Here is a 20220-nt window from a genome sequence, read left to right as displayed (position 1 = left end):
ATTTTGAAGAGTGAGAGATCAGGAGATATGAAAACACCCGCTAGAATAGTCGTCTATCTTTTATGGATCATTGTTCTGCCTTCCGTAGAAAGCTGTGCTCAATCGGAAGTGCCTCTGATTGAGGCTGATGCTTTGCAGAAACTTGTGCAGGAAGATAATAGTGTGGTGGTTTTGGATACCCGTTCGCCAGAAGAATACCAAAGTGGTCATTTAGAAAATGCCCGGTTTGTCAACTACGCTACGTTTCAGTTAAGTGATGTGCAGGATATTCCACTAGATTCCCTGGTCGTCGTATACTGCTTATCGGGTGGTCGCAGTGGACGAGTGGCTCAGCAGCTACTGAAAGCGGGCTATCAAGATGTGAAGAACTTAAACGGGGGCATCCGTAGCTGGCAAACTGCTGGGTTTAACGTAGAAAAAGAATGAAAGCGTTTTTACGGATAGCGATTGGGCTAACTCTTCTGGGAGGTATTTCGCTCTCAGCTTGTGGACAAAAAAAATACGATGAGAAGCTGGCTTCGCTGTACGAAAACACTGTTCCACTAATGCAGCCAACCACGTTAGACAGCCTCCAGCAACAACCTACGAATGTGGTACTGCTGGATACTCGCGCCCCCGAAGAATACAACGTAAGTCATCTGCCCGAGGCGCAGCTTGTTGACTATGATTTGTACGATATTGATCAACTAGACAATCTTTCTAAAGAAGATACCGTCATCGTTTACTGCTCAGTAGGCTACCGCAGCGAACGGGTAGGTGAGGCTATGAAGAAAGCGGGCTTTCAGCATGTCTATAATCTGTATGGTGGCATTTTCCAGTGGAAAAATGAGGGCAAAAAAGTTATCAATTCAAAAAATCAACCCACCGATAGTGTACATACCTACAACCGTAGTTGGTCTAAATGGCTGAAGAACGGAGTGAAAGTGTATTAACATGATGAATAATGACTAATGAATGATGATTAATACTTTCATTTATTCATCACTAATCATCACTCATTATTCATTCACAAGAGACAAATGACCAAGGAAAAAGAACTTCTCATCATATTTGCGAAAGTACCTGAGTTGGGCAAAGCAAAGACTCGGCTGGCGGCTGATGTTGGCGATGAGCCGGCACTGGAAGTCTATCGAGAATTACTAGCGCACACCCAAAGAGTTACGTTGCCGTTGTCGCAAGATAAAATTGTGTACTACACTCCGCACATTGTCACCGACGATCAGTGGGAGAACGATCATTTTCAGAAAGCACTACAGGCAGAGGGTGATTTAGGGGAGCGGATGCGTCTCGCTACCGCTCAGGGTTTTAATCAAGGCTATTCTCGTATTTGTATCATCGGCACCGATTGTCTCGATCTGACTACTAAACATTTGACTGAGGCTTTTGCTACTTTACATGAACACGACGTAGTGCTAGGGCCATCGCAGGATGGCGGGTATTATTTGCTGGGAATGAACCAGTTGTATTCATCGTTGTTTTTTGATAAAGCGTGGAGTACCGAATCGGTGGCTGATGATACCCGGCAGGATGTTCAAGAGCAAAAGCTTTCGCTTAAGGAATTGCCTACACTGAATGATATTGATACAATTGATGACTTAAAACAGTCACCTTTGAGAAGCAAATATTTGCGATAGATGATGAAAAAACTTCTTCATAGAAATTACGAATAAAGCATAGAGGTAAGAACTAGCAACTAATTACCAGTAACCGACGGCAAATCAGCAATCGGAAAATTGAGCCATTGAACCATAGCAGCAATATGAAAAAGATTACTGATACTAACATCTTCATGCCCTTCGTATCTATTGTACTGATAGGGTTTCTCTATGCCTGTACTGGAGGGAACGCTCAAGATCGAATTCCATCCGCCGAACACTTTAATAATGAATGGGCGAAGGAGTCTACTTGGGATCAAGGTAAAGCCGAAGTAGCCAAGTACCAGGCTACCCGCACCATCTACGGCAAGCCCCGTAATTTTGAGTACACGTTCATTTTGGTTAAGGAAACTTTTAACGAAAAGTACAATGTAAAAACCGATGACTACTCCCGTAACGATCTGTTTGAGGTAATGAAGGTCAATAAGTTCGCCCGTATCCCAACGGATAATTATCCCTACCACTTTATGACCAGTATTTTCTATAAGCGAGATCAGCCCGCTACCGCTTATAAGCTGACGAACTCTTCCCAGGAATGGTGCGGTAACACGGCTAAGTATTTTATTGCTGACGGCAAGCAGTATAAATTCGGCTACAATAGCTACTGGGACGGGCAAGGAGTAGGCGAGACGACAGTTAAAGGTGGGTTTATGTTTGAGGATCAGCTTTCTCACTCACTACGCGCCCTAAATTTTGCCGACGGGCTTTCATTCCAGCAAGACGTGGCTGAATCGCAGATTAGCAGCAAAGCCAAAGAGCCGATGATCTACAACGCTACATTTTCCGCGACGAAAGACGAGAGTCTACAATTGTCTACCGAATACGATCTGAGCCAAGTGAATGACGTGTGGAAGGTAACGGTACAATTAGATAGCGACAAAACCAACGAGTACTGGTTCGCTGGTAAATATCCTAACATCCTACTCAAGCAGCAAACTTGGGATAACCGCAACTACGAACTCAAAGAGCGGTATATGGATGATTACTGGATAATTAAGGGAAACTTATAAACTCTACTTGTGTCTGATATGAATATTTCAGAGGTGATTTCTAAACTAGAAAGTCTAAATAGTAGGATAAGATACCTCGATACTAAAGTTAAAGGGTTTGAATTCAATAGTATTATTGATGAAGTAAAAGAGCTTTTGACATCTACAGAACTATCTGATCGCAATTTTTCTCTCAATCATAATATTTTAAAATTAGAAGCATATCAGAGAGGTGAGATCAAAATGTTTGATAAATCTAAGGAGGGTAGAGGTAGACAAAAGCGATTGAGCGAAGCAAAAAACCAAGTTGTTAGAGAAATAGATCACATTATCAGTCGCCTTAGACAACATAACTTTAAATAGAAACAGTAAACTCAATTACTGCTTCTCGGATGCGGGTAAAGGTTTCTCGTAAGATTTCTTCGTCATTTTCCAGCAGTGTTACGCGGAAACCTTGCAGGTCAGAGCAGAAAGAAGAAATAGGTACTACGCACACTCCTTTAGCAGCCAACAGATAATACACGAAGCGTTTATCCAATGCCATGTCGGGTTCTTGGGCTAACCATCCTTCCAGTAAATCTTTTGCCCGACTATCTTCAATAGCGAGTTGCTGACCAGGTTTTAGTACACCGTCGCGGAAGATAATGGTATTATAAAAAGCACCGTAGGTGGGGTTAAAAGTAATGGTCGGAATATCTGATAGTAGCTCGCTAATGATTCGGCTCCGTTGTCCAATCGCTGTATTGAAACCCTCACGGTAGTTAGCATAGCGAGCATCGCTCATCACTCTAGGAATCGCCAGTTGAGGGAGCTTGGTAGAGCAAACCTCAATCATTTTAGCATTTTCCAACGTAGAGCAATACTGATCAAAATCACTGGAGTGATGGCGGTTATAGAATTCCATCCACCCACACCGAGCACCCGGCCAGGGTAGTTCCTTCGAGATACCTTTCATGGATATGCCTGGCACATCACCAATTACTTCGGCTAAAGCATGCGCCTTTGCTCCATTGTAGGTAATGTTCAAGTAGATTTCATCAGCTACCAAAAATAGATCGTACGTGCAGGCTATTTCCACAATTTCTTCCAGAATCTCTCTCGGGTACACCACCCCGGTAGGGTTATCCGGGTTGATTAGTAAAATGCCAACGATGTTAGGATTGTACTTGATTTTTAGCTCCAGGTCATCCAGATCGGGGTACCAATTGTTATTTGGATCGAGATTGTAAGTAATTGGGTGGTGGTTAGCGTGAGAAGCTTCCGCCGAAGAATGCGTAGAATACGATGGGGATGGTCCGATTACTCGGGAGGTAGGTACCAAATACTGATACAACTTAGAAATAGCATCACCCAAACCATTAAAAAATAGCACATCTTCGGCAGTAATTTGCGCTCCCTTTCGTTGATTGTTGAGCTCAGCCAGAAACTGTCGGGTTTCTAATACTCCTTTAGAATCGCAGTAGCCAAACGTGCTGTTTTCCTGTACCAGCGATACCACAATTTCTTTAATCCAGTCAGGCATCTGATAGTGCTTTTGCACGGGATCGCCAATATTTTCCCAAAAAATCGTATGACCTAACGCCCGTATTTGGTGGGCTTTTCGTACAATTCCCCGGATTTCGTAACTCAGTTCGCTGGCACCTTCTCTTAGTAACCGTTGTCTCATGCTTACTCATTTTATTGTCGGGCGAAATTACGTAATTTTGACCTCGCAATAGTATCAAATAAGTGCAGATTGCGATTCCAAGTTAAAATCACACGGTAAAACAATTATGAACGTAGACTTACTGAAGAACATTTGTGAAGAAGCCGGTGCCCCTGGCTTTGAAGAGCGAGTACGCCAACTAGTCATTAAAGAAGTAGAACCGCTAGTAGACCATTGGGAAGTGGATAATATGGGCAGCGTGGTTACGATAAAGAAAAGTAAAAATAATCCGGATGGTAAGAAAGTAATGGTAGCCGCTCATATGGATGAAATTGGCTTTATGGTTACTCACGTAGATGATAATGGTTTCATTCGCTTTCATACCTTGGGTGGTTTTGACCCTAAAACTTTGACCGCTCAGCGAGTAATTGTCCACGGAAAGAAAGACTTGGTGGGTGTAATGGGCAGCAAACCCATCCACGTGATGACACCCGAAGAACGCAACAAAAACCCGAAGACCACCGACTACTTTATCGATTTGGGTATGAAAGCCGACGAAGTAAAAGAACTAGTGAGTGTTGGCAACCCCATTACCCGCGAGCGGGAATTAATTGAGATGGGCGACTGTGTGAATTGCAAGTCGCTTGATAACCGAGTATCAGTGTTCATTTTGATTGAAACATTACGACAACTAGGCGACGTACCCTACGATGTGTACGGCGTATTCACCGTGCAAGAGGAAGTAGGTTTACGCGGTGCCAACGTAGCTGCTCACGCTATTAACCCTGATTTTGGCTTCGGACTAGATGTTACCATCGCTTTTGATCTGCCGGGTGCACAAGCTCATCAGAAAATCACCTCGCTCGGCGAAGGGGCGGCTATCAAGGTAATGGACGGTTCTACCATCTGCGACTATCGCATGGTAGAGTTTATGAAGCAAACTGCCGAGAAGAACAATATTAAATGGCAACCCGAAATACTCACTGCTGGAGGTACTGATACCGCTGGAGTGCAACGGATGGGTAAGCAAGGTTCCATTGCCGGGGCAATTTCCATTCCTACCCGCCACCTACACCAAGTGATTGAAATGGCAAATAAAGATGACATTGATGGCTGTATCCAACTGCTGAAAGTTTGTCTGGAAACCCTCGATCAATACGATTGGGCGCACCGGTAAAAAAAAGTAGCCTACTGGTAATTTTCGGAGTAGTCAGGTATCAGCAAAATTTCTTATCTTCCGTATATGGAAAAGTACGCCATCAAGCTGCCCAAGAGTCTACAGTTCACCGACGACGAGTTCTACGATTTCTGTCAGGAGAACCGTGACTTACGATTTGAACGAAACGCGCACGGAGAAATTATTATTATGTCACCTACCGGAGGACTTACTGGGAAAAGAAACGGTAAATTAAGTGCTAAATTAGACTACTGGAACGAAGAAGCTGGTCTTGGTGAGGTATTCAATTCCTCTACGGGCTTTCTTCTTCCCAATGGAGCCATGCGCTCCCCAGATGCCGCGTGGGTAGCTACGTCTCGCTGGGAAGCGCTATCCTACGAAGAACAAGAGAAATTTCCCCCGCTATGTCCTGATTTTGTGGTGGAGTTAGTTTCCCCTTCGGATACGCTGAAAACTTCTCAGGAAAAGATGGTGGAGTGGATGGATAATGGCTGCCAAATGGGATGGCTGATTTATCCCAAAGAAGAAAAGGTTTGGGCGTACTATGACAATAAGGTTGAAGAGTTCATTGGGTTTGACCAAGTTCTTTTGGGACAAACTGTACTTCCTGGCTTTACCTTTGATCTAGCCTGGCTGAGGTAAGAATATTGTCTGGCGAAGCAGTCGTACTTTTAAAGAACAAATGTGACCTGGATCATAGGCTGCATTACCGGAGGACTGCTTACGGTAGCACTTAGTTGCACCCTATCCTGACCTACCTGATGTAAGTGAGGAATCAGATAGCCGAGGGAAGCTCCTACTACGTAGCCCGTTATAACATCCGTAGGGAAATGCTTCCCGGCTCGGTAGCGAAAGTAACCTGTAGCAGCCGGAAGAATAGCAGCAGTCGTCCAAGCCACTGCCCGAATGCCAGGATCGTCTACGTAGTCTGAGATCACTTTTGCGGTAAAGAATGACATGGCCGCTGCGTAGGAAGTATGGCCGGAAAAATAAGAGAAATTATTCCCTCGCATTGTGCGTATTTCATCAGGATTGTTGCTGTTATACGTGTACGGTCGGGGACGTGCTGCTAGAGCCTTGGTAATCCCAGTTAGGGTTTCGTTGATAGCGAGGGTTTCTAATAAAATTACTCCCAATGTACCAGCATCAGCCCGAGCGTTATCGAATGCTAACAGAGTGAGCGGTATTGCCAGAGAGACTCCCACCAACACATCACTAGTGATTCTAGCACCCTCCCGGTAGGTACCATCGGATAGTTGGTCCAACGCTAGCACATCGTTAATATCGAGTTCTTCTACCTCCGCTAGTTTGAGTGTCTCCCGATTATTGCGGAGTATGGCACCCACAACTGTTCCAGTAGCACCTACTGAGAGTAAAGTAGTTTCCCGAGCAGTCTTTAACTCGTAACCCTGACTATAAGCGAAATACTGTCCGGATAATATAAAAAATAGGGCAGTTCCCCAGGGAAACCACCAAAGCGGATGCTTATTGATCTTCATGTTAGATTAAAAAATTAAAAGTGGACTATAGCTTAATCTACGACGAATAGTAAAGTTTTAAATATGATGTAGTATTTAACCTAAAATGATATAAATAATAAAATAGTTATAAAGTATATTTGAATAATAATCATATTAACAAGTCTAAAATTTTATTGACGTGAAAAATTTACAAAAACTATTTTCGTCAGCACTGACACTGTGCTTAGCTATTACCCTATTTTCTTGCGGTAACGATGACGAAGAAGCAATTTTTGCTGAGGCTGATCTGATGGGTGAGTGGACAGTGAGTTCTACTGAGATTAATATTCCTGGTATGGATTTGCCAGCAGAACAAATGGCTCTATTTGGAGCAATACTTAGTATACCCGAAGGAACTACTATTCAGCTAAACAATGATAAAACTTACGAGCAGGAAGGTGCTGAGCTTGGCTTTCTGACTACTAATGAAAGTGGTACTTGGAAATTAGAAGGTGGTAAGACACTGGTTTTAACCAGTCAGGATAATGAAGATAAGCAGTATCAAATTCGATCATTGAATAGCGAAAGTGCTGTGTGGTACATCTCAGAAAAAATGGAAAGCGGTGATGTTAGTATTCCGGGAGCAACGGAAGTGACTGTTGAAAGCACTATCAGTCTAAAAAAGTAGCAAAATATCACCTTGTCTCTACAGCCGCACCTTCTTCTGAAGGTGCGGTTTTTTTTATAGCCGATAGCCTACTCCGACCCGCAGAGCAGCGTTGCCTCGTTCAAAATAATAGTCGCCAATTACTTCAATGCGCCAGTTATTATTGATGGCTCGTCCGTAGCCCAATCCAGCCGCGTAATCTACTTCATCACTAATTAGCGGACGCAAGCGCAGAAATATCGGATCAATCGGGTATAGTCGCATGCCGGGAATAAAGCTTAGTCTGTTCGGGGCTGTCCAATATTCTACTCCTGCCGTGAGCGCCAACTGCCGAATCAAGAAATAATTGGCTTCTACACTAAACTGAGCCTTGTCAACAAATTCAAACGGGTCACGATTATCCGTTTTGTAGGCATCAATGCCAAAATTGAATAGAAACTGAGCTTGAGACGTTGAGCTATAAAAAAGAAATAGGAAAAAGGTTAGGTAAAAAAGGTGCTTCATACGATAGTCAGGATGATAGATTTAGCAAAAGCTAAAATTAGGCATTATTCCTGATTTTCGTATAATTTCTTCAGGTCATTCAACTCGTCGCGTAGGCGGGCGGCCTCCATAAAATTGAGTTCTTTAGCCGCCTTTTCCATACTTTTCTTGGTTTGATTCATTAGCTTCTCTAAGTCAGGTTTACTCATGTAGGCAACTACCGGATCAGCGGCAATACTCGTTTGGTCGGGACCCGCGTAAGCCTTGGCGGGGGCTTTTCGGGAGTCGGCTACCTTGGTCTGACCCATAATGGCTTCCTTCGATTTGAGTACGGTTTTCGGGGTGATACCGTGCTTTTTGTTATACTCCATCTGCTTATTACGGCGACGGTTGGTTTCGTCAATCGCTACCTGCATCGAGCTAGTGATTTTATCGGCGTACATAATGCACATGCCATTCTCATTCCGAGCCGCTCGTCCAATAGTCTGTACCAGCGAACGTTCGTTCCGTAGAAACCCTTCTTTATCAGCATCCAGAATAGCCACCAGCGATACTTCCGGTAAATCCAGCCCTTCCCGTAGCAGATTGACTCCCACTAGCACATCGAATTCGCCCAACCGTAAGCCTCGTAGAATTTCTACCCGATCCAGCGGTTTTATATCTGAGTGAATGTATTGACTTTGTACGCCGGCTCGCTCCAAGAACTTCTGCATTTCTTCTGCCATTCGCTTTGTAAGCGTAGTGATTAGCACCCGCTCGCTTTTCTTCACCCGATCATCAATTTCACCCAGCAAATCGTCAATCTGATTGACACTCGGGCGAACTTCAATCACCGGGTCAAGCAAGCCCGTCGGGCGAATCACCTGTTCTACCACCACTCCGTCGGATTCGCGCAATTCGTAGTCGCCGGGGGTAGCACTCACGTAAACAATTTGGTTAATCATCATCTCAAATTCATTGAACGTAAGTGGGCGATTATCCAGGGCCGATGGTAGGCGGAAGCCATAATCCACTAAGTTCACTTTACGGGAACGGTCGCCCCCCCACATGGCTCGCACTTGAGGTACGGTTACGTGGCTCTCGTCAATAACCATTAAGTAATCTTCCGGAAAATAATCGAGCAAGCAGAACGGACGTTGCCCAGGTTCGCGACGATCAAAGTAGCGGGAGTAGTTCTCAATACCGGAGCAGTAGCCCAGCTCCCGAATCATTTCCAGATCGAATTCGGTACGTTCTTGAATGCGCTTGGCTTCCAGGTATCGCTGTTCTTTTTCAAAGCTACCAATTTGAGCTACCAGATCGTCTTGTATTTCGTGAATGGCTACCTGCTGGGTATCTTTACCCGTAACAAATAAGTTGGCCGGATAAATAGTGACTAGTCGCTCTTCGGCTTGCTTCTTACCCGTGTGCGGATCAATCCGGTGGATGGCTTCAATTTCATCGCCCCAGAAGTAGATACGATAGGCAAAGTCGGCGTAGGCAATAAAAATATCTACCGTATCGCCCTTCACCCGGAAGTTGCCCCGTCGGAATTCCCCTTCGGTGCGGCTGTACAAAATATCGACCAGCGAATAGAGCAACTTTTGGCGGGAAAGCACATCTCCCTCCTGAAGCTTAACTACGTTTTTGCCAAACTCATCAGGGTTCCCTAACCCGTAGATGCAGGAAACCGAAGCCACAATCAGTACATCGCGCCGACCAGAGAGCAAAGCCGAAGTAGCACTTAGCCGAAGCTTTTCAATCTCATCATTAATTTGTAAGTCCTTTTCAATGTAGGTATTGTTGGTAGGAATGTACGCCTCGGGTTGGTAGTAATCGTAGTAAGAGATAAAGTACTCTACGGCATTCTGCGGAAAAAACTGCTTGAACTCCCCGTAGAGCTGAGCTGCCAAGGTTTTGTTGTGGCTAATAACGAGGGTAGGCCGATTCAGTTCGGCTACTACGTTAGCAACCGTAAACGTTTTGCCCGACCCGGTTACTCCCAGTAGGGTTTGCGCTCGTTCTCCGGTTTCTGTGCCTCGTACCAGTTGGTTAATAGCTTCGGGCTGGTCGCCAGTAGGTTGATAGTCAGAAGTGAGGATGAAATCCATATTTCAATTAACAATGTGCAGTGTGCAGTGTGCAGTGTGCAATGTACAATTAGCAGTGTACAAAGAACAACAATCAGGAAGGGTTAGTTTGGCTGATGTTGAATGAATAATGATTAATGAATGGTGGTGAAGGTTAGTCAATAGGTTGAGACTTTTGATAGTAGAATTTTTCGTGGATAATCAATCCGTCGCGCCACTGCTGTACCGAAACTTCGGTGAGTTGCGATGTTATGCCTTGAAGGTTCGTAAAAAGGATTTTCCACTCGCTAAACACTACGTTTTTCCGAGTATCAATTGCCTGATTGATCAGCTTGCTTTGTACATGAGCAACTCTAGACAGGTTTAGCTTCTCGTTTTCCAGACAGATTTTTTTACCTACTCGCGGTGATTCTTCATTTTCCTGGACAATTACATCGTTTCCATAAAACTGCTGTATTGCTCGGAGTGTATCGCCAGCAATAATCATAGCATTCAGCTGCTCAACTTTTACAGTCCATCCCAATTGGTCATTATTCATCACTCATTATTCATTAATCATTACTCTAAAATAGCTAAATTTACGGTATGGAACGCTACATCAATCCGCTAACCGACTATGGTTTTAAAAAGCTGTTTGGAACAGAACCTAATAAGGATTTACTGACTGATTTTTTGAATCAGCTACTACCGCCTCACCATCGCATTCAAAAGCTAAATTACGCTAAGAACGAACATTTAGGTGTTGGTCTGATAGACCGGAAAGCAATCTTTGATATATACTGCGAGGGGGAAAATGGAGATAAATTTATAGTGGAAGTACAAAAAGCAAAACAGAATTACTTCAAGGATAGAACGGTCTATTACTCTACATTTCCTATTCAGGAACAAGCCAAACAAGGCGATTGGAGTTTTCGGTTGACAGCAGTTTATACGGTAGGCATTCTTGATTTCGTGTTTGACGATCATCAAAATGAAGAAACAATATTGCACACCATCAAACTGAAAGACCAGGACTGCCGTACCTTCTACGAAAAGTTGACTTACATTTACATTGAGCTTCCCAAGTTTAAGAAAACGGAAGAGCAGTTAGAATCTCAGTTTGAAAAATGGCTCTATGTGCTACGCTATCTTTCGCAGTTGCAAGATCGGCCCAAAGCGTTACAGGAGCGAGTGTTTCAGAAACTTTTCAAGGCAGCCGAGATAGCGAAATTTAATAAACAGGAACGTGCTTCTTACGAAGAAAGTGTAAAGTACTACCGCGACATCAAAAACGTAGTAGATACCTCACACCAGGAGGGGAAAGAAGAAGGAAAAGAAGAAGAAAGAATAGAAGTGGCTAAGCGAGGTTTAGCAAAAGGTTATTCTACAGAAGTGATCTCGGATATGACCGGGCTTTCCACTGAGGAAATTGAGAAACTAAAATAATGATTAATGAACAATGAGTGATGAGCAATGAAGGAGCACTTTATTTATCATTAATCATCAATATTGTTCCAGAACTTCCAGCTTTTTTCGGCTTGTAGATGAAGCATTTCTAGGCCATTCTTCGTTTTTGCGCCTCGTGCTTGGGCTAATTTCATGAAGGCAGTTTCTGCGGGATTGTACACCAAATCGTAGCAAAAATGTTTTGAGGTTATTTGCTGGTAGTTGAGATCAGGATGAGTCTCGGTTTGCGGACTCATACCGAGCGGAGTAGTATTGATAATGAGAGGGTAACCGCCTAAATTTTTTTGTTTGAGGTCAGCGTAAGAAATAGCTGTTTCGCTGGTCTGACGAGAGACATAGGTATAGCCAACACCCAAATCTTGTAGTACACAGACAACTGCTTTAGAAGCCCCTCCCGTACCTAGTACCAATGCCTGATCTACCGCAGTTTCACCCAGCCACGGCAGCAACGAATCTCGGAAGCCGTAATAATCTGAATTAAAGCCTACTTTTCTGGTTTTTTTAACCCGGACTGTATTCACCGCTCCGATGCGTTCGGCTACCGGATCAAGTTCGTCTACGTACTTCATCACCTGCTGCTTGTAGGGAATAGTAACATTCAAACCCCGTAAATTGGGCTGTTCTAATACCTTGTTGGGCAGCTCATCAATCGTTTTTATCTCAAACAGCTCGTAGGCTGAGTCGGTAATACCTTCTTGCTGAAACTTTTCAGTAAAATACTGCTTTGAGAAGGAGTGACTTAGCGGGTAGCCAATTAGTCCGTAAAGATGTTCAATATCACCCACAGTAATAGTAAGTTTTGGAAGAAGTTTTTCTACTCTTCACCTGTTTTACCTTGATTCAGAATGCTATAGTTAGTTCACCCGATAGGTTAGTCCGAACCGTATTAGTCTGCTGTAAGCTTCATTCGTTCCCCCAATGAAGCCTGATTTATAGTTTTTAATTCCTCGGGAATAACCAACGTATCCACCGTATTTACCTTTACTTACATTTGCCTGAATTCTTGGTCTGATATCAGTATCAATCGTCTTTCGGTCTCTTTCAGTGGTGTAATCTTGAGTGCCTGCTTCAGCGTTTCCTTTTTCTTGAGCACTAAGGCAGTAACCAATATCCATTCCTACCGAAAGGTCAATTGACGTTTGTGCAACGGCCCATCGGTAGCCAATTTTAGGAAATAGATTGATAAATCTGTTACGCAAATAGGTTTGTCCATCAGCCGCTATTGGCATACCTCCTCCACCATTGCCAGAAACTCGGGTAATTTCCACTTTACTTCTGAGTAGTTCATACCCTAGTTCGGCTCCAATAAGAAAATTGCTGTTGAAGAATTGAGTTATACTCGTTGAGATACCGTAGCTTAGGCCACCTTGCGAGCCATAAGGAGTATTTGTGTAACCATCTCCCTGAGCATTCAAATTTATCCAAGACGAACTTACGGCTGATTCTCCTGCAAAAGAAAAAAGCCCTGAGTTTAGGTTTACATTAATATCGGTAGATTGACAATAGGTGTTGGTAAAGTGAAAAAGTAAGTAAACTGCCAGTAGTACTTTTTTCATAGTGTATCTTTCAGTTACGTGAAATTAATAGTTGACTATTAGCATGACACCTATCAACCAGATAACGTTGTATTCTACCGAAAATAACGATTGCTAAGTTACCATTGTGCCTAGTATTCTACCACCTCGTTCACCCGCTGGCGAGGAATAAGAAATAACTCTTTCTGACGACCATCCAGGTAACGCACGTTTTCACCATCAAAGAACGCATCTTCTTCCACCATCATCCGCACTTCTTTATCCCACTCCGAAATAAACACCGCTGCATTCAATTCAATAGAATAGGCCGTATTGGCGTACATCGGGTAATCGCCCTTTACTGGTACTCCACCCTGCTGATCCCATAGTCCGATAGTAGGCCCTGAACCATGACCGTAGTAGCCGATGGGGTGGGTGTAAATAGTTGGTTTAATGCCCTCAGCTTTGGCCTCCTCAATGGAGGCTAGTAAAATTTCATTGCCTGTACGACCGACCCGAAAGTTATCGGTAAGGATATCCATCAGTCGCAGGGCCGTCTGGTGAGCTTCGCGTAGGTAGGGTGGTGCTTCAGTTTCCCCGGGTTTAAGCACGTAGGCATTTTCCTGGGTATCTGTATTCATATCCAAATACGTAATGCCAAAATCTACGTGCAACAGATCGCCGGGCATAATTACTTGTTTGTCCGGTCGTTTAGAGAAATTACGCTTTTGCTCCGTGTTGCTCGGGTCAGCTCGTTGTACATCAACTGTTGGGTGAAACCACGCATCCAAACCGAGTTCATTTATCCGGTTGCGGTACCACCATACTACTTCTTCGGTAGTGGTAACTCCGGGGTGCACTACTTTTTCCGAGAAGCCTTCGGCGATAATATGGTGAGCAATTCGGGCGATATGCTCGTACAGCATCTCTTCTCGTTCGGTACGAGTCTCCAGCCAGCCAATAGCGAGTTTCTCGGCCGAGACAACCTTCTTAGCCTGAGCGGTGGAAAGCGCAGCTATCAAGTGTAAATAGTCAGTATGGGCTAAGCCATCGGCTTGGGCAAAGTGTTCGGAGGTATTCACCCCAATTTGCTTGGGGTCACGTTCGGCAATAATTTCGGCCAGTCGCTCCCACTGGTCGGGTTCCTCTTCTGGGTTCCAGGCTTTTTTAAATAGGCTGCCTACGTCGTAGCGGGCTACTGCCAAGCATTCTACCCGGTCTGGATTGACCGAATCAGCCCCTTCGGGATAATACATGACGAGCATAGTAGTGCGCCGAGCCGAAAGCCAAGTGGGAGGTAGTAACGTTTTCAGTACCGGATCTTCGTTGTACTCCCGAGAAATAAGCAGCCATAGATCAATACCACTGCGCTCCATTAAACTTGGTAAAAGCGTTTGGATACGTTCTTCCAAGATTTCTTCTTCTACCTGAGCTCGTTCTTCCAAATCCAGAATTTTGGGTAAAGCCGATTGGGCAGTGGCGGAGAAGCTAATATACAAGCAACAAATAGTAGCAATCAGATTTTTCAATCGCATAGGTTAGGATACGTTTCGGTCAACCTCAAAACTACAAAACGAATGGTAGGCTTCCTAGCGGGATTATGGTGGATGCGTAATGAACAACTACAGTACGGTGCATTGCTCCACTCACAAAATCAAAATATAGAGCTATTTCTCTCGCTGGTACAAGTACACCGGCTCAAAGAAGTTAGGGTTTTTGAATTGTCCAGCATTCTCAAACCCGTTCTTCTCGGCTACTCGTTTGGCTCCTTCGTTGTCAGGGGTAACAAAGGCTTTTAGCGTAGTAAAAGGAAGATTCTCAAAGGCGTAGCGGACCATCTCGGCGACAACCTCGCTGGCGAAACCTTGCCCCCAGAATGCGGGGGAGATGGCGTAAAACAATTCTGCCTCTTCTTCATCTAGTGAGTTGTAACCTGTCGCCCCTACCAGTGCGCCCGACTGCTTTCCTTCTACCCCGAATATTAGAATCGGATTATCTGAATCGTAAAGCGAAGTGATAAGTCCCAGCAGATGTTTGGTGCCTCGCTCAGTCATCGTCTCCTCATCGAAGGCTAGTGTAGCGGTTACCCGACGATCGCTCAGCAAGGCCACGAAATCAGCTTCATCGGCAGTAGTTAGTCGGCGAATGGTGGTTCGCGCTGTTTCGGTAGAATGAAAAGTACCCATATCAGGGGTGAAGATAGTAAAACTTAGGTATCTGTTCTTCTTCGTATCAATAACGAATAGTCCAACTCAACTGCGAACGGTCGCCTTGCCGGAGTTTATCAAACAGCTTCGGGGTATCGGGGAAATCTACTGTGGCGGTTAGAAATTGATCCCAGCTATCGTCTTTTAGCAACTCTAGTACCGTTTGCTTCCGCCGCCGATAGTCCCAGCGGGTTTGCTGATGCGACGGGATTTGAGAAACTTGCGAGCTAATGATCCGCTTGCGCTGCTGGTGAAAACTTCCGCCCAGATTAACTTTGGTTGAGCGGGTACCGTACCAACTTAGCTCAATTACTTTTCCCGCGTTGCCCACCGCATCAATGCCGGTTTGTAGTCCGGCACTGCTACCGCTGGTGTGAAACGCTACATCAAATGGCTTGCTCGGCGGATCATACAAAAAAAAGCCTTGCTCTTTAGCCAAATCCTGGCGAGCCGGGTCGGCTTCGGCTACTTGCACCGTGGTAGCAGGAAACTGGCGGGAGAGATGCGCTACTAACGAACCAATCAGCCCCATTCCTATTACCAAAACTCGATCTCCGGCAGAAACGCCAGCATCCCAAGTGGCATTAAGCGCAGTTTCTAGGTTACTGGCTAACACCGCACGTTGGGGCGGAACATCGTCGGGAATAACGCTTACATCAGTCTCGTTTACTACGCAGTTAGATTGGTGGGGATGAAGCAAATGAACGTATTTGTTCAGCAGAGAAGCATCGCCCTCCACTACTTTCCCTACCAGCGAATAGCCGTACTTAATTGGGAACGAAAAATTGCCCTCCATGTACGGCACTTGCATAGACTGGTACAGTTCGGCCGGCACCTGCCCGGAAGCCACTAAGGTCTCAGTACCACTGCTGATGAGAGAATAAGCCGCTTCCACTCGACACTTTCCACTGCTAACTGGCTGATCGGAATGAGTGCGAATAGTACTCTCTTGCGGAGAAAGATGCCAAAGGGCGGAGGTTTTAGTCATAGTGCATTTCGCCCACAAACATAAACGTATCGCCGATGGGCTTATAGTAAAATCGATCAAACTGTACCGCTTCGCTTACCGAAGCAATTTCGGGCAGCGTAAAGCTATCCAGCCCCGATCCAAAAATTAGGGGCGCGATATGTAGTTGCAACACATCAATGGATTTTTGCGCTAAAAAGCTGGAAGTGGTGGCGGAGCCACCTTCCACGTATACGGTAGATAATCCTTTTTCAAAAAGAAGTTTCAGTATATCGGGGCAGGCGATTTTTCCGACATCATTAGAAGGTAACTGTACGTATTCGGTATTCTCTAAGCAAGGATCGTCGCCGCTACCGATCACCAGCACCGGATTTTTGGTATCGCTCTGTAAACTGCTAAAATCGCTCTCGGTAGAACAGATAACTACCCGGCGCGGGTTGCTGCCTTCTACCAAGCGAACGGTAAGCGAAGGGTGATCGTAATTAAGCGTATGCGATCCAATCAAAATACTGGAGCACAAGGCGCGCATGCGGTGGGCGTGAATAAGATTATCGTCGTTGCCAATCCACTTGGAATCGCCTTGATGGGTGGCAATTTTCCCATCCAGCGACTGAGCAAAATGAGTAATTGCGATGGCACGTTGCTGCTTTTTAGCCTGAATCGGTAGAAAGCAGTAAGGCATATACGTCGCCAGAAAATCGATGATCTCTTCATCTAACTCGTACACGTAGTCCAGCACCAGAATTGTGTTGTCTAGGTAAAATGAGGTGGCTTTATGATGCTGGATATTAGCTTCAGAGTCAACGATTACCAGCACCAACGAGTTTTTAGGATTGGGTACCGGAAGACGATTAACGTATACTTCGCACTTCTCTCCGAAATTGATAAAGCAAAAGCGCACTTCATCCGAAGTATCAGCAATGGTTTTTTTCAGTAGAAGTAGTCCCTGCCAATAATTCTCCAGCGTCATGGTTCTATTTTAGTGATGATTGTTATTATTAGCGGGAAGGTCAATCATATGACCCATCAGTTTCTGCTTCGTTTGAAGGTACCCGTAGTTCTCTTCACGCGGGGCAATCTCTAGCGGAACCCGGTCTACTAGCTCAATCCCGGAACTAATGAAGCTATCTACTTTTTCGGGATTGTTCGTCATTAGCTTAATGGATTTTACTTCCAAGTCTTTCAGCATTCGGACAGCAATGTCGTAATCGCGGGCATCAATTTCAAATCCCAGATGCAAATTTGCTTCGGCGGTGTTCAACCCCTTATCCTGAAGATTGTAGGCTTTCATTTTGTTAATCAGGCCAATGCCTCGCCCTTCTTGCCGAAGATAAATAATCACTCCACCTTCCGCTCCGGTTTTCCGCATTGCTTCTTGGAGCTGTTCACCGCAGTCGCAGCGCAAAGAACCGAATACATCGCCCGTCATACATTCCGAATGAATTCGCACCAGTATCGGTTGGGAAAAGTCTGTTTTTTCGCTAACCATCGCAATGTGGGGCATAGGATTATTTTCTTGGTCAGCGTACGCAATAATACGAAACGTCCCGTAAGGAGTAGGTAAGGGCGTTTCGGCCTGTCGTTCTAAGGGCACCATAATCATCTTTCCAACAGCCATTCATCAGATTGAAAGGCAAGTTTTATCAGTCGCTCAATACAAGCTAATATGTAAACATACGGAGTATCCGAATGATTTCCCAACCAGATTTAGCCAGGAAATGTTCCTCGAGAAGAAGCTCAACGGTTGAGAAAAGTGACTGCTTAACCACGTGATTGAGTAAAAATCCGTAACTTTCTCCCAACTAAAAATACACCTAACTGAAAGAATATGAACCAGTCTATTGCGGTGATTGGCAGCTCTAATATTGACCTGATTGCTCAGGTAGCTCACTTTCCTCAACCCGGCGAAACCATAGGCAATGCCCGCTACAGTCAGGCGTACGGTGGCAAAGGAGCTAATCAAGCCGTAGCTGCGGCCCGAGCTGGAGGTAACGTTACGTTCATTGCCAGCGTGGGTAAGGATACGTTTGGTCAGACTATGCTTACGAACTTTTCTAAAGAAGGTATCAATACGGATTATATCACCCAGTCGGGCGAAGAACCTAGCGGTACGGCGATTATTCTGGTAAACGAAGCGGGCGAAAACTGCATAGCCGTAGCTCCGGGAGCTAACGCCTTGCTTTCTTCGGAACTGATTGATGAGGCGCGAATTGCGATTTCCGGAGCCGAGATTATTCTGCTTCAGTTAGAAATTCCGGTAGAAACGGTAGCTTACGTGGTGGGGTTGGCGAATAGGTTAGGTAAAAAAGTGATGCTTAATCCGGCACCGGCTCAACCTCTGAGCGACGATCTACTTAAACATCTTCACTACTTAGTTCTCAACGAGACTGAAGCTGCGTTGCTGGTAGATCATCCGGTAGAGACCACCCATCAAATAGAAGAGGCAGCCAATAAACTCTTGCAGAAGCGAGTGCAAACCGTGATTATTACACTAGGCGCGCGAGGAGCCTACGTGGCTACGCGCCGAGAACAGCAAATGGTTTCGGCCTATGGGATTCAGCCCGTAGATACCACTGGCGCGGGCGACACTTTTTGCGGAGCACTGGCCACGGCTTTATCGCAGCAAAAGAAACTTAACGATGCTATCGCTTTTGCCAATGCGGCGGCAGCCTTAGCTACTACTAAATTGGGTGCCCAACCTTCTGCCCCTACTGCTGCTGCCATTGCTGCCCTAATGAAAGAGCAGTCGTTCTCATCGGATGAAGACTTCTAAAATAATATTCTTTATTTTTGACTAAATATTACTTTTCTGAGTAATATTTCCCTTGATTGGGGTATTGTTCCTCAGAGAAATCACCCTGATAGCGTAGAATAAAGGCTACATTCCTCGGAAATAGCCGATCTAGGGCTATGGCACGCAATTTTCATAAGTAATCACAGATTAACACAATTAAATTTTTGAGACTTATGAAAAGATACGCAATCCTCATCCCCGCCCTGGCTCTACTATTTGGTTGCCACAACAAAGAATTGGAAAGTAAAATTGCTGCACTACAGGCCGAACGACAGCAAATTATGGCAGCCACTGAGCAAAAAGATGCTACACTCACGGAGTTTATGGAATCGCTAGCTACCGTAGAAGATAATCTTCATAAGATAAGGGAGCGAGAACTCAATATTGAAATCACTAAAAAAGAGAAAGGAACAAATCCGCAGGAAACCCAACAGCAAATTGTTAGCGATATTCAGACCATTGATGCGTTGCTGGTAGAAAATCGGGCGAAAATTCAGGATTTGAACCAGAAGCTAGCCGGAGCTTATGGCAAAAATAATAAGCTCAGAAAATCGCTGACTAAATTGAAAGATGAGCTTACTGAACAGATTAAGCTGCGAGAAACAGAAATCGGTACGCTGAAGGATAATTTAGTAGCGATGGAAATGAAGGTAGAAGATCTGAACATGAATGTGGCTGATCTGGAAAAAACCAATTTGGTAAAAGACTCAGTGATTGAAGAACGAGTAACCGAACTACACGAAGCCTTCTACGTAGCCGGAACTTCTAAAGAACTTCAGGAAAAATCAGTAATTGACCGCAAAGGTGGAGTGCTTGGCTTAGGACGAACAACTACGTTGGCTGATAAGTACGACACTCAGCAATTCACTAGAATTGACATCCGTCAGCAGATGAGCTTTCCGTTGCCCAGCGAAGATGTAAAGCTGGCCACTACACATCCGGTAGGTTCTTACCAAATTAAAGCGAACGAAGAGGCCAATACCAGCCAACTGGTTATTGCCGACCCGGAAAAGTTTTGGGAATCATCTAAATACCTAGTGATGGTTGTGAAATAAATAGTCCCCCCCCTTCTCTTCATAACCTCCGAACTACGGGAGCCAATTGGTTTCCGTAGTTTTTTTTGTCTGAGGTCAACGAAAAAACAATC

At 44.8% G+C, this 20220-nt stretch carries 23 protein-coding genes; 11 read left to right on the top strand and 12 right to left on the bottom strand.

Translation table 11 applies throughout. From position 1 onward, the window contains the following. Positions 1-27 precede the first annotated feature (27 nt). From P0M28_RS03945 to P0M28_RS03925, 5 genes are all read left to right on the top strand, one after another. A complete protein-coding gene (locus P0M28_RS03945; RefSeq protein ID WP_302208205.1) occupies positions 28-426 on the top strand; it encodes a rhodanese-like domain-containing protein in 399 nt (132 codons plus the stop codon). Beyond that, positions 423-932 (top strand): rhodanese-like domain-containing protein, encoded by a 510-nt coding sequence (locus P0M28_RS03940; RefSeq protein WP_302208204.1) that lies wholly within the window; start codon positions 423-425, stop codon positions 930-932. Before P0M28_RS03945 ends, P0M28_RS03940 begins: the two co-directional genes overlap by 4 nt. Before the next feature lie 87 nt (positions 933-1019). Next, positions 1020-1634: a TIGR04282 family arsenosugar biosynthesis glycosyltransferase gene (locus P0M28_RS03935; protein WP_302208202.1), complete on the top strand. Its 615-nt coding sequence runs from the start codon at positions 1020-1022 to the stop codon at positions 1632-1634. A 125-nt stretch (positions 1635-1759) separates the two neighbouring features. Next, complete coding sequence (locus P0M28_RS03930) at positions 1760-2665, top strand: hypothetical protein (protein WP_302208201.1); 906 nt, start codon at positions 1760-1762, stop codon at positions 2663-2665. Between the two features lie 18 nt (positions 2666-2683). Further along, positions 2684-3007 carry a hypothetical protein gene (locus tag P0M28_RS03925; protein ID WP_302208200.1) on the top strand — a complete coding sequence of 108 codons (324 nt, stop codon included), beginning with the start codon at positions 2684-2686 and terminating at the stop codon, positions 3005-3007. Here the strand turns inward: P0M28_RS03925 and P0M28_RS03920 are convergent. Continuing rightward, positions 3000-4310: a pyridoxal phosphate-dependent aminotransferase gene (locus P0M28_RS03920; protein WP_302208198.1), complete on the bottom strand. Its 1311-nt coding sequence runs from the start codon at positions 4308-4310 to the stop codon at positions 3000-3002. The genes P0M28_RS03925 and P0M28_RS03920 overlap by 8 nt on opposite strands. Before the next feature lie 106 nt (positions 4311-4416). Between P0M28_RS03920 and P0M28_RS03915 the strand changes: the two genes are divergently transcribed. Together P0M28_RS03915 and P0M28_RS03910 are read left to right on the top strand one after the other, a co-directional pair. Next, positions 4417-5466, top strand: a complete 1050-nt coding sequence (locus P0M28_RS03915; protein ID WP_302208197.1) for a M42 family metallopeptidase — start codon at positions 4417-4419, stop codon at positions 5464-5466. A 66-nt stretch (positions 5467-5532) separates the two neighbouring features. Next, positions 5533-6108, top strand: coding sequence for a Uma2 family endonuclease (locus P0M28_RS03910; RefSeq protein ID WP_302208196.1), 576 nt, complete (start codon positions 5533-5535; stop codon positions 6106-6108). A 29-nt stretch (positions 6109-6137) separates the two neighbouring features. Here P0M28_RS03910 and P0M28_RS03905 read toward each other — a convergent pair whose 3' ends face one another. Next, entirely contained in the window at positions 6138-6965 is an 828-nt protein-coding gene (locus tag P0M28_RS03905; RefSeq protein ID WP_302208195.1) for a phosphatase PAP2 family protein, read from the bottom strand. 160 nt (positions 6966-7125) lie between these two features. On the opposite strand from P0M28_RS03905, the gene P0M28_RS03900 reads away from it, so the two are divergent. Further along, positions 7126-7614 (top strand): copper resistance protein NlpE N-terminal domain-containing protein, encoded by a 489-nt coding sequence (locus tag P0M28_RS03900; protein WP_302208194.1) that lies wholly within the window; start codon positions 7126-7128, stop codon positions 7612-7614. 54 nt (positions 7615-7668) lie between these two features. Here P0M28_RS03900 and P0M28_RS03895 read toward each other — a convergent pair whose 3' ends face one another. The 3 genes from P0M28_RS03895 to P0M28_RS03885 all read right to left on the bottom strand — a co-directional run bounded on the left by P0M28_RS03895 (position 7669) and on the right by P0M28_RS03885 (position 10683). Beyond that, positions 7669-8097, bottom strand: a complete 429-nt coding sequence (locus tag P0M28_RS03895) for a hypothetical protein (RefSeq protein WP_302208192.1) — start codon at positions 8095-8097, stop codon at positions 7669-7671. A gap of 44 nt (positions 8098-8141) precedes the next feature. Beyond that, positions 8142-10166, bottom strand: coding sequence for an excinuclease ABC subunit UvrB (gene uvrB / locus P0M28_RS03890; RefSeq protein ID WP_302208190.1), 2025 nt, complete (start codon positions 10164-10166; stop codon positions 8142-8144). Positions 10167-10299: 133 nt separating this feature from the next. Then, positions 10300-10683 (bottom strand): hypothetical protein, encoded by a 384-nt coding sequence (locus P0M28_RS03885; protein ID WP_302208189.1) that lies wholly within the window; start codon positions 10681-10683, stop codon positions 10300-10302. Positions 10684-10730: 47 nt separating this feature from the next. Between P0M28_RS03885 and P0M28_RS03880 the strand changes: the two genes are divergently transcribed. Further along, positions 10731-11570, top strand: coding sequence for an Rpn family recombination-promoting nuclease/putative transposase (locus P0M28_RS03880; RefSeq protein ID WP_302208188.1), 840 nt, complete (start codon positions 10731-10733; stop codon positions 11568-11570). Positions 11571-11620: 50 nt separating this feature from the next. On the opposite strand, the gene P0M28_RS03875 is transcribed toward P0M28_RS03880, so the two are convergent. The 7 genes from P0M28_RS03875 to ribA all read right to left on the bottom strand — a co-directional run bounded on the left by P0M28_RS03875 (position 11621) and on the right by ribA (position 17897). After that, positions 11621-12376 (bottom strand): shikimate dehydrogenase family protein, encoded by a 756-nt coding sequence (locus P0M28_RS03875; protein WP_302208187.1) that lies wholly within the window; start codon positions 12374-12376, stop codon positions 11621-11623. Positions 12377-12445: 69 nt separating this feature from the next. Beyond that, positions 12446-13147, bottom strand: coding sequence for an outer membrane beta-barrel protein (locus P0M28_RS03870; protein WP_302208186.1), 702 nt, complete (start codon positions 13145-13147; stop codon positions 12446-12448). 110 nt (positions 13148-13257) lie between these two features. Beyond that, positions 13258-14640, bottom strand: a complete 1383-nt coding sequence (locus tag P0M28_RS03865) for a M24 family metallopeptidase (protein ID WP_302208185.1) — start codon at positions 14638-14640, stop codon at positions 13258-13260. Between the two features lie 132 nt (positions 14641-14772). Beyond that, positions 14773-15291, bottom strand: a complete 519-nt coding sequence (locus P0M28_RS03860; protein ID WP_302208184.1) for a GNAT family N-acetyltransferase — start codon at positions 15289-15291, stop codon at positions 14773-14775. Between the two features lie 46 nt (positions 15292-15337). Beyond that, entirely contained in the window at positions 15338-16300 is a 963-nt protein-coding gene (locus tag P0M28_RS03855; RefSeq protein WP_302208183.1) for a zinc-dependent alcohol dehydrogenase, read from the bottom strand. Continuing rightward, the gene (locus tag P0M28_RS03850; protein WP_302208182.1) at positions 16293-17249 is read right to left on the bottom strand and encodes a RibD family protein; all 957 of its coding nucleotides are present in this window, start codon (positions 17247-17249) and stop codon (positions 16293-16295) included. The genes P0M28_RS03855 and P0M28_RS03850 overlap by 8 nt, the downstream gene beginning before the upstream one ends. 9 nt (positions 17250-17258) lie before the next feature. After that, complete coding sequence (gene ribA / locus P0M28_RS03845) at positions 17259-17897, bottom strand: GTP cyclohydrolase II (RefSeq protein WP_302208181.1); 639 nt, start codon at positions 17895-17897, stop codon at positions 17259-17261. 210 nt (positions 17898-18107) lie between these two features. On the opposite strand from ribA, the gene rbsK reads away from it, so the two are divergent. Next, entirely contained in the window at positions 18108-19052 is a 945-nt protein-coding gene (rbsK, locus tag P0M28_RS03840) for a ribokinase (protein WP_302208180.1), read from the top strand. A 194-nt stretch (positions 19053-19246) separates the two neighbouring features. Next, positions 19247-20128, top strand: coding sequence for a Cbp1 family collagen-binding glycoprotein adhesin (locus P0M28_RS03835; RefSeq protein WP_302208179.1), 882 nt, complete (start codon positions 19247-19249; stop codon positions 20126-20128). Positions 20129-20220 lie beyond the last annotated feature (92 nt).

Source organism: Tunicatimonas pelagia (assembly GCF_030506325.1).
GTDB classification, from domain to species: domain Bacteria; phylum Bacteroidota; class Bacteroidia; order Cytophagales; family Cyclobacteriaceae; genus Tunicatimonas; species Tunicatimonas pelagia.
The sequence above is the reverse complement of the archived record's forward strand: the minus strand, read 5'-3'. Positions and strand labels throughout refer to the sequence as shown.